This is a genomic window from Pseudomonas sp. FDAARGOS_761, assembly GCF_013343155.1.
Lineage (GTDB): Bacteria > Pseudomonadota > Gammaproteobacteria > Pseudomonadales > Pseudomonadaceae > Pseudomonas > Pseudomonas aeruginosa.
The window spans coordinates 3,959,797-3,974,965 of the sequence record NZ_CP054572.1 but is presented as its reverse complement, the minus strand read 5'-3'; the positions used below and the strand labels follow the sequence as shown (position 1 = coordinate 3,974,965).

11 protein-coding genes are annotated in these 15,169 nt (G+C 69.1%); 5 read left to right on the top strand and 6 right to left on the bottom strand.

Annotation, left to right across the window (positions count from 1 at the left end):
• Positions 1–15 precede the first annotated feature (15 nt).
• The 4 genes from FOC67_RS18535 to FOC67_RS18520 all read right to left on the bottom strand — a co-directional run bounded on the left by FOC67_RS18535 (position 16) and on the right by FOC67_RS18520 (position 7,669).
• Positions 16–2,772 carry a hybrid sensor histidine kinase/response regulator gene (locus tag FOC67_RS18535; RefSeq protein WP_174707746.1) on the bottom strand — a complete coding sequence of 919 codons (2,757 nt, stop codon included), beginning with the start codon at positions 2,770–2,772 and terminating at the stop codon, positions 16–18.
• A gap of 136 nt (positions 2,773–2,908) precedes the next feature.
• Complete coding sequence (locus tag FOC67_RS18530; RefSeq protein WP_003111432.1) at positions 2,909–4,105, bottom strand: osmoprotectant NAGGN system M42 family peptidase; 1,197 nt, start codon at positions 4,103–4,105, stop codon at positions 2,909–2,911.
• On the bottom strand, positions 4,102–5,859 hold the full coding sequence (ngg, locus tag FOC67_RS18525; RefSeq protein WP_003111433.1) for an N-acetylglutaminylglutamine synthetase: 1,758 nt from the start codon (positions 5,857–5,859) through the stop codon (positions 4,102–4,104). Before ngg ends, FOC67_RS18530 begins: the two co-directional genes overlap by 4 nt.
• Before the next feature lie 40 nt (positions 5,860–5,899).
• On the bottom strand, positions 5,900–7,669 hold the full coding sequence (locus FOC67_RS18520; protein WP_003106635.1) for an N-acetylglutaminylglutamine amidotransferase: 1,770 nt from the start codon (positions 7,667–7,669) through the stop codon (positions 5,900–5,902).
• Positions 7,670–7,811: 142 nt separating this feature from the next.
• Between FOC67_RS18520 and FOC67_RS18515 the strand changes: the two genes are divergently transcribed.
• Positions 7,812–8,285 carry a MarR family winged helix-turn-helix transcriptional regulator gene (locus FOC67_RS18515; protein ID WP_003091943.1) on the top strand — a complete coding sequence of 158 codons (474 nt, stop codon included), beginning with the start codon at positions 7,812–7,814 and terminating at the stop codon, positions 8,283–8,285.
• Between the two features lie 242 nt (positions 8,286–8,527).
• On the opposite strand, the gene FOC67_RS18510 is transcribed toward FOC67_RS18515, so the two are convergent.
• Complete coding sequence (locus FOC67_RS18510) at positions 8,528–9,280, bottom strand: sulfite exporter TauE/SafE family protein (protein WP_003117537.1); 753 nt, start codon at positions 9,278–9,280, stop codon at positions 8,528–8,530.
• Positions 9,281–9,380: 100 nt separating this feature from the next.
• Positions 9,381–11,345 carry a bifunctional tRNA (5-methylaminomethyl-2-thiouridine)(34)-methyltransferase MnmD/FAD-dependent 5-carboxymethylaminomethyl-2-thiouridine(34) oxidoreductase MnmC gene (mnmC, locus tag FOC67_RS18505; protein WP_124133474.1) on the bottom strand — a complete coding sequence of 655 codons (1,965 nt, stop codon included), beginning with the start codon at positions 11,343–11,345 and terminating at the stop codon, positions 9,381–9,383.
• Between mnmC and FOC67_RS18500 the strand changes: the two genes are divergently transcribed.
• The 4 genes from FOC67_RS18500 (at position 11,344) to FOC67_RS18485 (ending at position 15,110) form a co-directional block, all read left to right on the top strand.
• A complete protein-coding gene (locus FOC67_RS18500; protein ID WP_083842282.1) occupies positions 11,344–11,463 on the top strand; it encodes an amino acid oxidase in 120 nt (39 codons plus the stop codon). The two genes, mnmC and FOC67_RS18500, sit on opposite strands and share 2 nt — an antisense overlap.
• A gap of 25 nt (positions 11,464–11,488) precedes the next feature.
• Positions 11,489–12,979, top strand: coding sequence for a polyphosphate:AMP phosphotransferase (gene pap / locus FOC67_RS18495; protein WP_003091935.1), 1,491 nt, complete (start codon positions 11,489–11,491; stop codon positions 12,977–12,979).
• Positions 12,980–13,131: 152 nt separating this feature from the next.
• The gene (locus FOC67_RS18490) at positions 13,132–14,316 is read left to right on the top strand and encodes a thiolase family protein (protein ID WP_003160799.1); all 1,185 of its coding nucleotides are present in this window, start codon (positions 13,132–13,134) and stop codon (positions 14,314–14,316) included.
• A 128-nt stretch (positions 14,317–14,444) separates the two neighbouring features.
• Entirely contained in the window at positions 14,445–15,110 is a 666-nt protein-coding gene (locus FOC67_RS18485) for a YceH family protein (protein ID WP_003091932.1), read from the top strand.
• The last annotated feature ends 59 nt before the right edge of the window (positions 15,111–15,169 follow it).

Below are 15,169 nucleotides of genomic sequence, written 5' to 3'. Positions count from 1 at the left end.
ACGCATCGCGTACTGTCATGCCTGTCGCGAAGGCTGGCCGAGCAGGCGTTCGAGGGTGGCATAGAGTTCCGCCCGGTCCACCGGCTTGCCGAGGTAGGCGTCCATGCCGGCCTCGATTCCGGCCCGGCGGTGTTCGTCGAGGATGTGCGCGGTCAGGGCGACGATCGGGACGCGCGGCCAGCCCTGGGCACGCTCCTCCCGGCGGATCAGGCGGGTCGCCTCGAAGCCGTCCATTTCCGGCATCTCGCCATCCATCAGGATCAACTGGATGCCGTTCGGGTCGCGCAGGTACTCGTCCAGCGCGAGCCGTCCGTTGCCGGTCAGGCGCACCGCGTAGCCGCGCTTGGCGAGGAAGCCGCGCACCACCAGCTGGTTCACCGGGTTGTCCTCGGCGACCAGGATGCATGGGGCGTCCAGGCGTTCGTCCGGGGCCGCCTCGCTGCTCCGCCCTGGCTGTCGGCGCCGCTCCCGGTACAGTTCCAGCAGGGCTTCGCGCAGGGCCTTCACCGCCACCGGCTGGGCCAGGGCCAGCAGGCGCAGGCCTTCGTGCGGCGGCAGGTCCTGGCAGTGCTGCGGCGGGCATAGCAGGAGGATGCGCTGGCCTTGCTCCAGTTGCGCATAGAGGGTGTCCAGCCAGATCGACGGCGGGCCCGGCCAGGGCGCCGCCAGGACCAGCAGGGGCGGTGCGCTGAAGTCCTCCAGGTAGGCGTTCAGCCGTCTCGGCTGCAGGCAGCGTTCGACCCGCAGCCCCCAACGCTCCAGCAATGCCTGCAGGCAGTCCAGGGTCAGGTTGTCCTCGCTGGCCAGCAGGGCCGGACGGTGTTGCAGCAGTTGCGCCAGTTCGTCCGCTTCGCCGGCGTCGAGGGCGGGGCTGAGCGGCAGGTCGACGCTGAACCGGGTGCCCTTGCCCGGCTCGCTGCTCACCTCGATGCGCCCGCCCATCATCTGCACCAGCTCGCGGCTGATCGCCAGGCCCAGGCCGCTGCCGCCGTAGCGGCGGGTGGTGCTGGAGTCGGCCTGGGAGAAGGATTCGAACAGGGTCTTCTGCGCCTGGGCGGATATCCCGATGCCGCTGTCGCTGATGCTGTACAGCAGGCGCTCGCGTCCGCCCTCGTCGAAGCGCCGCTGCACGCGCACGGCGACATGGCCTTCGGCGGTGAACTTGAGGGCGTTGCTGAGCAGGTTCATCAGTACCTGGCGCAACCGCGTCGGGTCGCCGTTGAGGCGGCGCGGCACGCCCCTGTCCAGGCCGAGATGCAGGCGCAGGCGTTTTTCCACGGCCTGGGCGCTGAACAGCGCCAGGGTGTCGGAGAGCAGTTCCTCCAGGTCGAAGTCGATGCGCTCCAGGTGCAGCTTGCCGGACTCGATGCGAGCGTAGTCGAGGATATCGTTGATCACCGACATCAGCGCGCTGCCGGAGCTGGCGATGGTCTCCACGTAGGCCGCCTGGCCGCGATCCAGCGGGGTGTCGCGGAGCAGTTGCAGCATGCCCAGCACGCCGTTCAGCGGGGTGCGGATCTCATGGCTCATCTTCGCCAGGAAGCGGCTCTTCGCCTCGTTCTCCACCCGCGCCTGCTCGGCCGCCTGGCGCGAGCGGAAGCCTTCCTCCTTGAGCGCATTGATGCGGTCGGCGAGGCCGATGGACAGGGTCACCAGTTCCACGGTCATGCCGATCTTGACCACGCTGCTGCCGAACAGGCCGAACAGTTCGAAGCCCAGCGAGGCGGCGGTGGTGACCAGGAACGACAGCAGCAGCGCGCCCCAGGCCAGGATGTAGTAGAGGCCGTAGCGCAGGCCCTGGCGCCAGACGTGGACGCCGGCCAGCAGCAGGCTGAGGGATACCAGCATCACCGTCAGGCTGGCGAGGACGTTCCAGGCGCGCAGCCCCACCAGCGGCTCGCTGGCCAACAGGACCACGCAGGCCAGCAGCAGGCCGCGGAGGAAGCGGTCGAGGCGCGGGAAGTCGCGGCGGGTGTAGAGGTAGCCGCGGCTGAACTGGATCGACACCAGGCAGCTCAGGTACATCAGCAGGTAGATGCCGGCCGACTCCAGCGCCACGTGTCCGGGCAGCAGCTTGAACAGCAGGCCGTCGAAGCTGGCGGAAAACAGGCCGAGGCTGAGGTTGTACAGCAGGTACCAGGCGTAGGTGGCCTCGCGCAGCGAGACGAAGAGGAACAGGTTGTAGCAGAACAACCCGAACAGCACCCCGTAGAAGGCCCCGTTGAAGCCCATCAGGGTTTCCTGGCTGGCCGCGCTGGCCGCGTAGGTGCTGAAGTACAGCGGCACGTAGACGGTGCTGCTGCTCTGCACGCGCAGCAGCAGGGTGCTCTCGCCGGGCGGCAGTCGCAGCGGGAACCAGAAGTTGCGCACCTGCACCGGGCGCTGGGAGAAGGCGAACAGGTCGCCGCTCTCCTGCTGTTCGATGCGCCCATCGGCGGTTAGCAGGTAGACCTTGAGGTCGTCCAGCAGCGGGTAGTTGACCTCCAGGAAACCGGCCAGGTCGGCGCCGTTGCGGTTGTCCAGGCGCACCCTGAACCACCAGGCCGCGGCGTTCTTGCCGAAGTTCGCGTGGTCGCCGCGCAGGGCGGTGAAGGCCTGGGCCGGCAAGGCGAGGATGTCGCCCAGGCGCGCCTTGCCGCCGGCGTCGCGGTAGTACTCGGCGTATGCGCCCAGGGACAGGCGCAGGTCCTCTCCGTCCAGCGGTGCGGGCGGCTGCGCCCGGGCCGGCAGCGCGCAGCAGAGCAACAGCAGGACCAGGCAGAGTCGGGACATGCAACTACTCCATGGACACGAGTCGGCACGCATGATGCTACGGAGGAAATGAGACAGGCGAGGGAACCTGCCATCAGCCTAGCAGTTGGCTGGAGAGGAGGGCGGCCTCCCCGGGGGCGGGGAGGCCGGCGCGGGCTCAGCCCTTGTCGCTGTTGTTGCTGCTGTCGAGCACTTCGTCCACCGGCGGGACGTGGGTGCAGCTTTCCATGTGCACCGGATGCTCGAGCTGCTTGTTGAAGCGTTCCAGCGAGGTTTCCCGGGGCTTGGCGTCGCTGGCGAAGACCGGCGGGCTGAGGATGTAGGCAGTGAGCAGGCGGCTCAGCGCGGCGAGGCTGTCGATGTGCGTGCGCTCGTAGCCGTGGGTGGCGTCGCAGCCGAACGCCAGCAGCGCGGCGCGGGTGTCGTGGCCGGCGGCGATCGCCGACTGCGCGTCGCTGTGGTAGTAGCGGAACAGGTCGCGGCGCAGGGCGATGTCGTGGCGCTCGCCGAGCCGCAGCAGGTGCCGCGACAGATGGAAGTCGTAGGGCCCGCCGGAGTCCTGCATGGCCACGCTGACGCTGTGCTCGTTGGAATTCTGGCCTTCGGCCACCGGGGCGATGTCGATGCCGACGAACTCGCTGACGTCCCAGGGCAGGGCGCCGGCGGCGCCGGAGCCGACTTCCTCGGTGATGGTGAACAGCGGGTGGCAGTCGATCGGCGGCTCCTGCCCGCTTTCCTTGACCGCCTTCAGCGCCGCCAGCAGCGCCGCGACCCCGGCCTTGTCGTCCAGGTGGCGGGCGCTGATATGGCCGCTCTCGGTGAACTCCGGCAGCGGATCGAAGGCCACGTAGTCACCCACCGAGATGCCCAGGCTCTCGCTGTCGGCGCGACTGGCGGTATAGGCGTCGAGACGCAGCTCGATGTTGTCCCAGCTGATCTTCAGGTTGTCCACCTCGGTATTGAAGGCGTGGCCCGAAGCCAGCAGCGGCAGCACGCTGCCACGGAACACGCCCTGTTCGGTGAACACCGTGACCCGGCTACCCTCGGCGAAGCGGCTCGACCAGCAGCCTACCGGGGCCAGGCCGAGGCGGCCGTTGGGCTTGATCTCGCGGACCAGCGCGCCGATCGTGTCGAGGTGCGCGGAAACCGCCCGGTCGGGGGTATTCAGGCGGCCCTGGAGGGTCGCCCGGATGGTTCCCCGGCGAGTCATCTCGAAGGGCACGCCAAGTTCGTCGAGCTGCTCGGCGACATAGCGCACGATGGTATCGGTGAAGCCGGTGGGGCTGGGGATGGCGAGCATCTCCAGCAGCACCCGTTGCAGGTAGTTGAGGTCCGGTTGTGGCAGAGGGGTCATGAAGGCACCTCGCGGCTGAGGGGGAAGAGAAGATCGACGAAGCGTTCGGCGGTCGGCTGCGGCTCGTGGTTGGCCAGGCCGGCGCGCTCGTTGGCTTCGATGATCACGTAGTCGGGCTGGTCGGCGGCCTCGACCAGGAAGTCCAGGCCCACCACCGGTATTTCCAGGGCCCGCGCGGCCTGGATCGCGGCCTCGCGGAGGGCCGGATGGAGGGCGTCGGTGACGTCCTCGAGGATGCCGCCGGTGTGCAGGTTGGCGGTGCGCCGCACGGCCAGGTGTTCGCCGCTGGGCAGCACGTCGTCGTAGCCATAGCCGGCGGCCCGCAGGGTGCGCTCGGTCTCGTGGTCGAGCGGGATGCGGCTTTCCCCGCCGGTGGCGGCCTGGCGCCGGCGGCTCTGCGCCTCGATCAGCTCGCGGATGCTGTGCCGGCCGTCGCCGATCACCGCGGCGGGACGACGGATGGCGGCGGCCACCACCTCGTAGCCGATCACCAGCACGCGCAGGTCGTGGCCGGCGTGGTAGCTCTCCAGCAGCACGCGCGAATCGAAATGGCGGGCGGCCTCGATGGCCTCCTCGACCTCTTCCGCGGTGCGCAGGTCCACCGCCACGCCCTGGCCCTGCTCGCCGTCCACCGGCTTGACCACCAGCGAACCGTGCTCGGCGAGGAACGCGGCGTTTTCCTCCGCGCTGCCGGCCAGGCGCTGCTGCGGCTGGCGCAGGCCGGCGTGCTGCAGGGCGCGGTGGGTGAGGACCTTGTCCTGGCAGAGGGTCATGCTCACCGCCGTGGTCAGGTCGGAGAGCGATTCACGGCAGCGGATCTGCCGGCCGCCCTGGGTCAGGGTGAACAGGCCGCCCTCGGCGTCGTCGACGCGCACCTCGATGCCGCGCCGGTGGGCCTCGTCGACGATGATCCGGGCGTAGGGGTTGAGGTCTTCCTCCGGGCCGGGGCCGAGGAACAGCGACTGGTTGATGCCGTTCTTGCGCTTGATGGTGAAGGTCGCCAGTTCGCGGAAGCCGAGCTTGCGGTAGAGCGCCTTGGCCTGCTGGTTGTTGTGCAGCACCGAGAGGTCGAGGTAGGCCAGTTCGCGGCTCATGAAGTGCTCGACCAGGTGCCGCACCAACGCCTCGCCGACGCCCGGCCGGCTGCATTGCGGGTCCACCGCCAGGCACCAGAGGCTGGAGCCGCCCTCCGGGTCCTGGAACGCCTTGGCGTGGTTGAGGCCCATCACCGTGCCTACCGCGACGCCAGTGTCGGCGTCCTCGGCCAGCCAGTAGATCGGCCCGCCCTGGTGGCGCGGGCTGAGGCGCTCGGTCTGCACCGGAAGCATGCCGCGCGCCAGGTACAGGCGGTTGATCGCCGCCCAGTCCTCCTCGGTATGTACCCGGCGGATGCGGAAACCGCGTGGCGGACGGCGCGCCGGGCGGTAGTCGGTGAACCACAGGCGCAGGGTATCCGAGGGATCGAGGAAGAGCTGCTGCGGGGCGTGGGCCAGGACCTGCTGCGGCGCCGCCACGTAGAGCGCGATGTCGCGTTCGCCGGGGGCTTCCTGCAACAGGTCGCGGGCCAGTTCCTCGGCGTCCGGGTAGGTCTGCCCGATCAGCAGGCGGCCCCAGCCGCAGTGGATGCTCAGCGGTTTCTCGGTGGGCTCGCTGTGATCTTCGGCGAGACGCGCCTGCAGGCGTTCGTAGGTGGGCGCCTGGATACGTTGCAGGCGCTGGTTGTGCGGGTGAGGCAGATGCAAGTGGCCTTTCATGATCGCTCCTGGTTCGGGCCCCTGCGTTGGGGGCCCATTTTCAAAGTCCCTGTTCGCTGAGCCAGAGGTTGAGGGCGGCCAGCTGCCACAGCTTGGAGCCGCGCAGCGGTGTGAGGTCGCCGTCCGGATCGCTCAGCAGGCGATCGAATATCGCCGGCTGGAACAGGCCGCGGTCCTGGCTCGGGTCGAGCAGCAGTTCGCGTACCCATTCGCGGGTGCGGCCCTGCAGGTGCTTGAGACCGGGCACCGGGAAGTAGCCCTTGGGCCGGTCGATGACTTCGCTGGGAATTACCTTGCGCGCGGCGCCCTTGAGCACCTGCTTGCCGCCGTCGCCGAGCTTGAAGCGGGCGGGAATGCGCGCCGACAGCTCGGCCAGGCGGTAGTCGAGGAACGGCACGCGGGCTTCCAGGCCCCAGGCCATGGTCATGTTGTCGACCCGCTTGACCGGGTCGTCGACCAGCATGATCGTGCTGTCCAGGCGCAGCGCCTTGTCCACCGCGGCCTCGGCGCCGGGGCTGGCGAAGTGGTCGCGGACGAAGCGCCCGGCGACGTCCTCGACGCGGAAGCGCTCACCGACGGTGGCCAGGTATTCCTCGTGGTCGCGGTCGAAGAACGCCGCGCGGTACGCGGCGAAGGCGTCGTCGGCGCCATCCACCTTCGGATACCAGTGGTAGCCGGCGAACAGCTCGTCGGCGCCCTGGCCGCTCTGCACCACCTTGCAGTGCTTCGAGACTTCCCGCGCGAGCAGGTAGAAGGCGATGCAGTCGTGGCTGACCATCGGCTCGCTCATGGCGCGGAAGGCCGCCGGCAACTGCTCGATCACTTCGTGCTCGCCGATGCGCAGGCGATGGTGGCGGGTGTGATAGCGCTCGGCGATCAGGTCGGAATACTGGAACTCGTCGCCGCGCTCGCCGCCGGCATCCTCGAAGCCGATGGAGAAGGTCAGCAGGTTGTCCACCCCGGCTTCGTGCAGCAGGCCCACCAGCAGGCTCGAATCGACCCCGCCGGAGAGCAGCACGCCGACCTCGCGGGCGGCGCGCTGGCGGATCGCCACCGCTTCGCGGAGGCCGTCGAGGACGCGCTCCTGCCAGTCGTCGAGCGTCAGCTCGCGCTCGTCCGGGCGCGGGCCGTAGTCCAGCGTCCACCAGGTGCGCTGCTCGCAGCTTCCGTCGAGGTCGACGCTCATCCAGGTCGCCGGCGGCAGCTTCTTCACGCCCTCCAGCAAGGTGTGCGGGGCGGGAACCACGGCGTGGAAGTTGAGGTAGAAATTCAGCGCCTGCGGATCGAGGTCGCTGGCGATGTCGCCGCCCTTGAGCAGGGCCGGCAGGCTCGAGGCGAAGCGCAGGCGCGAGCGGTCGAGGCTGTAGTAGAGCGGCTTGATGCCGAGGCGGTCACGGGCCAGGAACAGCCGCTGGCGATCGCGCTCCCAGACGGCGAAGGCGAACATCCCATTGAGCCGGGGCAATAAATCGGCGCCCCAGGCATGGTACCCCTTCAAGAGAACTTCGGTGTCGCCGCCGGAGAAGAACCGATAGCCAAGGCTTTCCAGTTCGCCACGCAGTTCGGGGTAGTTGTAGATGGCGCCATTGAACACCATGGCCAGGCCGAGATCGGGATCGATCATCGGTTGGCCGGAAGCTTCCGCCAGGTCCATGATCTTCAGCCGTCGATGTCCGAGGGCGATCGGGCCCTGGGCGTGGAAGCCCCAGGCGTCGGGGCCGCGAGGGGCCAGGTGGTGGGTGATGCGTTCGACCGCTGCGAGGTCGGCTGCCTGGTTGTCGAAACGAAACTCTCCTGATATGCCGCACATATTCCTTACCGGTTCTCCGTTGGGGAAGTGGGTTACGTACTCCTTCCGGGTACATGACTTACCTAACAGAGGACCGTTACAGTTGGAAGGAGTTCTATACGATTTTTCCGGGCCTATCAGGACCCTTAACGAAGAATTTATTATGGTTGAAAGTAATAAGACCGCTGCCGATACCTATTCGCTCGCTATTTTCCGCGCCATCCGCCGTCTCCAGCAGGCCGCCGAAATCCACTCCAAGCGTCTCAGCCGATACGGTGGCCTGACCCCGCTGCAATTGCTGATCCTGCATGTCCTGGCGGTGGAGGGAGAACTGACCGCGACGCAACTGGCCAAGCTGGTCAGCCTGTCCCAGGCATCGCTCTCCGGCGTGCTCGACCGCCTCGAAGGACGCGGCCTGCTCTATCGTCGGCGCGACGAACAGGACCGGCGCAAGTCCTGGCTGCACCTCGACCCGGCCGGCCACGAAGCCCTGGCGGAGGCGCCGCCGCTATTGCCGGAGTACGTGATCGAGCGCTTCGCCGCGTTGCCCGAGTGGGAGCGCCACGGCCTGCTGGCCGCGCTGCTGCGCGCGGCCGACCTGTTCGGCCTGCCGGAAGAGGACGTCGAAGAAGAGTGAGGGCGCCAGGTTCGCTACGAAAGACAGTCGCGTCGGCGGTCTTTACCTGGCGAACCTGCCGATGCCTTGCCGGTGCAGGCTGGTGGACAAGCGCGTTGTACGCCATGGCGTGACCTCCGCGTAGGGCGGATAACGCCGTCGGCGTTATCCGCCGACCCAGCGATATCCGCCCGACGACATGGCATGACCGTCGAGCAGGGCGCATGACGCCGCTTCCCCGGTGCCCCGGCCGCCGAGGAAAGCTACCCGCCGTAGAGCTTCTGCGCCGCCAGGGAGAAGCTCACCGCCACCAGCATCAGCGCGAACAGGCGTTGCAGGGTCGGGCCGCCGAGGCGCTGCGCCAGCAGGTTGCCGCCGAGCACGCCGACCGCGCCGCCGGCGGCGAGGCCGCCGAGCAGCGGCAGCGGCGGGTGGGCGCCGGTCAGGTAGATCAGGAAGCCGCCGCCGGAGACCAGCGCGATCACCGCCATCGAGGTGGCGGTGGCGGCCATCATCGACAGCGGGGTGAACCAGAGCAGCCCCGGCACCACCAGGAAACCGCCGCCCACGCCCATCAATCCCGACAGCAAGCCGACCGCCAGGCCGATGCCGAGCAGCGGCAGGCTCCGTGCCTGGTCGCTGGCCTCGCGTTTCATCCCGGCGCCGCGCCACATGCGCCAGGCCGACCAGAGCACCAGCAGGCAGAAGGCGACGATCAGCACGCCTTCCGGGACGAAGCGGCCGAGCCATTGGCCGACGGCGTTGCTCGGCAGGCCGGCCAGCGCCAGGACCAGCACCGGCCGCCAGGCCACCTGGCCCTGGCGCGCGCGCGGGATGGCGCCGATCAGCGCCGACAGGGCGACCGCGCCGAGGCTCACGCCGATGGCGTCGCGCAGCGGCAGGTGCAGGCTGAGCAGCAGGGGCAGGGCGACCAGCGAGCCGCCGGCGCCGGTGAGGCCGAGCAGCAGGCCGAGAACGGCGCCGATGCCCAGGGATTCGAAGAGCAGTACATCCATCGTCGATCAACTGTTTCCGCGGGTGAGCCAGCCGGTGGTCCGGTATGGCCTGCGCGTGCGGCAGGCTCGAAGGGTAGCGCAAATCGGTGCGCCCGGGGCTTCAGCCGCGCTGCCCACGCACCAGGTCACGCAGCAGGAAGCGGTTCGGGTGGCAGGCCTCGGCCACCGCGCGCGGCAGCGGCAGCGGCTCGCCGCAGATCCACGCCGCCAGCAGTTCGCCGGACAGCGGCGCGCTGATCAGCCCGCGCGAGCCGTGGCCGCTGTTCAGGTACAGGCCTGGCAGCCAGGGGCAGGCCCGCTCCGGCACCTGGCGGGCGTCGCGGGCGAGCACCGCGTAGGCCTCGTCGAAGGCCGTGCGCTCGGCCAGCGGGCCTACCAGGGGCAGGTAGTCGGGGCTGGTGCAGCGGAATGCCGCGCGGCCTTCCAGGCGCTCCAGCGGCAGGTCGTCGGCGCCCAGGCGCTGCAGCAGGTCGGGGGATATTTCCCGCAGCAGTTCGAGGTTGCCCTGGTGTTCGGCGAGGGTCGGCGCCAGGTCTTCGTTCTTGAAGTCGAAGCTGGCGCCGAGGGTGTGTTCGTCGCCACGCGGCGGTGCGACGTAGCCCTCGGCGCAGACCACGGTGCGCAGCGCCCGGCTTTGCGGGGTGGCCGGCAGGCGGGTGACCTGCCCGCGAATGCGCTTCAGCGGCAGCTCGGCGGCGGGCGGGAAGTCGCGGATGTCGGCGGCGGTGGCGAGGATCGCGAGTGGCGCGCGGGCCAGGCATTCGTCGCCGGCGTAGGCGCACCAGTCGTCGCCCTCGCGGCGCAAGCGTACCGCCCGGCCGCTCAGCAGGGTGATCCCGGGGGTGGCGGCCAGGGCCTGGCACAGCGCGGGCGGATGGACCCAGCCGGCTTCGGGATAGAACAGGCCGCCGGCGGGCAGGGGGACGCCGGCGAGGCGCTCGGCCTGCTCGCGGTCCAGGCCGTGCAGCAGGTCGGTGGGGAAGGCTGCGGCCAGTTGCGCCTGGCGTTGCGCTTCCTTGGCGTCGAAGGCCAGTTGCAGTACGCCGCAGGCGTCCCAGTCGTGGCCGCGCCGCAGGCGTTCGAGCAGCCGGCGGGTATGGCCGAAGCCGCTGAGCACCAGGCGCGACAGCGGCGTGCCGTGGGCCGAGAGTTTCAGGTAGAGCACGCCCTGGGGGTTGCCCGAGGCTTCCCGGGCGAGGCCGGGATGGCGTTCGATCAGGGTCACCTGCCAGCCGCGCGCGGCGAGGCTGGCGGCGCTGGCGCAGCCGGCCAGGCCGCCGCCGACCACCAGTGCCGCGCGGCGCCCGGCGTGGGGCGCGGGGCGTGCGTACCAGGGCTTGCCGGCGTTCGCCGGCGGCCCCTGGTAGGTGCCGCCGAGCATCTCGCGCTTCTGCCCGTAGCCCGGTACCCGTTGCATGGCGAAACCGGCCTCGATCAGCCCGCGGCGGACGAAACCTGCGCTGGTGAAGGTGCCCAGGGTCGCCTGCGGCGCCGACAGTCGCGCCAGTTCGGCGAACAGCGCGGGCGACCACATGTCCGGGTTCTTCGCCGGGGCGAAGCCGTCGAGGAACCAGGCGTCGACCCGCGCGTCGAGCTGCGGCAGGCACTCCAGGGCATCGCCCAGCAGCAGGGTCAGGCCGACCCTTCCGCCCGCGAACGCCAGGCGCTGGAAGCCCGGATGCAGGGCGAGATACTGGTCCAGCAGGGCTTCGCTCCAGGGCGCCAGTTCCGGCCATAGCGCCAGGGCGCGGCGCAGGTCGGCGGCGGCGAGGGGGAATTTCTCCACGCTGACGAACTCCAGACGCGCGCCGGCCGGAGCAACCCGTTCGAACAATTGCCAGGCGCAGAGGAAGTTCAGTCCGGTGCCGAAGCCGGTCTCGCCGATGCACAGCACCTCGCCGTCGCCCAGCGCGGCGAAGCGCTCGGCCAGGCGGTTGGTGGCGAGGAACACATGGCGCGTCTCGTTGAGCCCGGAATGCCGGGAAAAATATACGTCGCCGAAGGCGCGGGATAGCGGCTGGCCGTTTTCGTCCCAGTCGAGCTGGGCATGCTGGAAGTCGGACATGGCAGAACCTGAAAAAGCGGATGGCGCATTTTACGGGGCTTTGCCGGCCAGCGGCGAGGCGCTGCGCGAACATGCCGCGGCGCTGCGCAGACAGCCGCACGCCGATCCGCTACCTTGAAGGACTCAGGTTAAGGGAGACCTCCATGTTCGAATCCGCGGAAGTTGGCCACAGCATCGACAAGGACACCTACGAGAAGGCCGTCATCGAGTTGCGCGAAGCGCTGCTCGAGGCGCAGTTCGAGCTCAAGCAGCAGGCGCGCTTCCCGGTGATCATCCTGATCAACGGCATCGAGGGCGCCGGCAAGGGCGAGACGGTCAAGCTGCTCAACGAGTGGATGGACCCGCGCCTGATCGAGGTGCAGAGCTTCCTCCGTCCCTCCGACGAGGAGCTGGAGCGGCCGCCGCAGTGGCGCTTCTGGCGGCGTCTGCCGCCCAAGGGGCGGACCGGTATCTTCTTCGGCAACTGGTACAGCCAGATGCTCTACGCGCGGGTCGAGGGGCATATCAAGGAGGCCAAGCTGGACCAGGCCATCGATGCCGCCGAACGCTTCGAACGCATGCTCTGCGACGAAGGCGCGCTGCTCTTCAAGTTCTGGTTCCATCTCTCCAAGAAACAGTTGAAGGAGCGTCTCAAGGCGCTGGAGAAGGATCCGCAGCACAGCTGGAAGCTCAGTCCGCTGGACTGGAAGCAGAGCGAGGTCTACGACCGCTTCGTGCATTACGGCGAGCGCGTGCTGCGCCGCACCAGCCGGGACTACGCGCCCTGGTACGTGGTGGAAGGCGCGGACGAGCGCTACCGCGCCCTGACCGTCGGCCGCATCCTCCTCGAAGGGTTGCAGGCCGCGCTGGCCACCAAGGAGCGCGCCAAGCGCCAGCCGCACGCCGCACCGCTGGTGTCGAGCCTGGACAACCGTGGCCTGCTGGACTCCCTGGACCTGGGCCAGTACCTGGACAAGGACGCCTACAAGGAGCAGCTCGCCGCCGAGCAGGCGCGCCTGGCCGGGCTGATCCGCGACAAGCGCTTCCGCCAGCATTCGCTGGTCGCGGTGTTCGAGGGCAACGACGCGGCCGGCAAGGGCGGCGCCATCCGCCGCGTTACCGACGCGCTGGACCCGCGCCAGTACCATATCGTGCCGATCGCCGCGCCGACCGAAGAGGAGCGCGCGCAGCCCTATCTCTGGCGCTTCTGGCGGCACATCCCGGCGCGCCGCCAGTTCACCATCTTCGACCGTTCCTGGTACGGCCGCGTGCTGGTGGAACGCATCGAGGGCTTCTGCGCACCGGCCGACTGGCTGCGCGCCTATGGCGAGATCAACGACTTCGAGGAGCAGCTCAGCGAGTACGGGATCATCGTGGTGAAGTTCTGGCTGGCGATCGACAAGCAGACCCAGATGGAGCGCTTCAAGGAGCGCGAGAAAACCCCCTACAAGCGCTACAAGATCACCGAGGAAGACTGGCGCAACCGCGACAAGTGGGACCAGTACGTGGACGCGGTGGGCGACATGGTCGACCGTACCAGCACCGAGATCGCGCCCTGGACCCTGGTCGAAGCCAACGACAAGCGCTTCGCCCGGGTCAAGGTGCTGCGCACCATCAACGACGCCATCGAGGCGGCGTACAAGAAGGACAAGTGAGGCCTGCCGGAATGCGGCGCCGTCCTCTCCAGGGGATGGCGACGCATACGCCGGATGAATGATCGGTGCCTCGCGCGATTGCCTCGCCTTATCCTCGCTCGATCCGGCCGCTGCCCCGGCGGCCGCCCGACAATAACAGCGAGGGTTCCCCCATGCGTGAAGTGGTGATCGTCGACAGCGTCCGGACCGGCCTGGCCAAGTCCTTCCGCGGCAAGTTCAACCTGACCCGGCCGGACGACATGGCCGCCCACTGCGTCGACGCGCTGCTGGCGCGCAACGACCTCGACCCGCTGCTGGTGGATGACTGCATCGTCGGCGCCGGCTCCAACGAAGGCGCCCAGGGCCACAACATCGGGCGCAACGTGGCGGTGCTCTCCGGCCTCGGCATCCAGGTGCCGGGGATGACCCTCAACCGCTACTGTTCCTCCGGCCTGCAGGCGATCGCCATCGCCGCCAACCAGATCGCTTCCGGTTGCAGCGAGGTGATCGTCGCCGGCGGCGTCGAGTCGATCACCCTGACCCTGAAGAGCGTCAACACCGACCACCTGGTGAACCCGCTGCTGCAAAGGGAGGTGCCGGGCATCTACTACCCCATGGGGCAGACCGCCGAGATCGTCGCCCGTCGCTACGGCATCACCCGCGAGGCCCAGGATGCCTACGCCCTGCAGAGCCAGCAGCGGATGGCGCGAGCCCAGGCGGACGGGCTGTTCGCCGACGAGATCGTGCCGATGACCACCCGCTACGCGGTGGAGGACAAGGCCAGCGGCGAGAAGCAGGTGCTCGACGGAGTGGTCGACCGCGACGACTGCAACCGCCCGGACACCACCCTCGAAGGCCTGGCCTCGCTGAAGCCGGCGTTCGCCGAGGACGGTTCGGTCACCGCCGGCAACGCCTCGCAACTCTCCGACGGCGCCTCGATGACCCTGCTGATGAGCCTGGAGAAAGCGCTGGCGCTGGGCCTGGAGCCGAAGGCCTTTTTCCGTGGCTTCACCGTGGCCGGCTGCGAGCCGGACGAAATGGGCATCGGTCCGGTGTTCTCGGTGCCGAAGCTGCTCAAGGCGAAGGAGCTGAAGATCGCCGACATCGATCTCTGGGAACTCAACGAAGCCTTCGCCTCGCAGTGCCTGTACTGCCGCGACCGGCTGGAGATCGACAACGAGAAGTACAACGTCAACGGCGGCTCCATCGCCATCGGCCACCCGTTCGGCATGACCGGCTCGCGCCAGGTCGGTCATCTGGTCCGCGAACTGCGCCGGCGCAACCTGCGCTACGGCGTGGTGACCATGTGCGTCGGCGGCGGCATGGGCGCCAGCGGGCTGTTCGAAGCCGTACGCTGAGCCTGTGCGCGACGGCGGGCCCCGCAGGCCGGGGCTCGCCTCATGGGTTTTATTTACATGACGCTCCGTGCCATCCCCGGCGACTCGCGCTAGGCTAGGCGCCTTTTTCCTTGCATAGGGATGTAGCGATGTCCACCGAGCCCAACTCGCCGTTCGTCGACGACCCGCTGAGCGCCGTCGATGCACGGATTCTCGGCAGCCTCGTCGAGAAGCAGGCGACCACCCCGGAAACCTATCCGCTGACCCTCAATGCCCTGGTCCTGGCCTGCAACCAGAAGACCAGCCGCGATCCGGTGATGAACCTCACGCCCGGCCAGGTCGGCCAGAGCCTGCGCCAGCTCGAGGGGCGCGGCCTGGTCAGGCTGGTGATGGGCAGCCGCGCCGACCGCTGGGAGCACACCCTGGGCAAGGGCCTGGAATTGGTGGCGCCACAGGTGGCGCTGCTCGGCCTGCTGTTCCTGCGTGGTCCGCAGACCCTCAACGAACTGCTCACCCGCAGCAACCGCCTGCACGATTTCGACGACGTCGAGCAGATCCGCCACCACCTGGAACGCCTCGCCGGCCGTGGCCTGGCCGTGCACCTGGAGCGTCGCGCCGGGCAGCGCGAGGAGCGCTACATGCACCTGCTCGGCAGCCAGGCCGACCTCGAGGCCGCCGTGGAGGCGATGGGCAGCGACCCGGAACGCGCCGCGCCGGCCGCTCTGTCGGCCGATGCGGAAGCGCGGATCGCCGAGCTGGAGACGCGCCTGGCGGCGCTGGAGGAGCGCCTGGCCAGGCTCGAAGGAGGGGCGTGATATCGCGGGAGGGCGCAATCGGTGACATGCAGGTTCCGGCGGATAACCGCGAGCGGTTG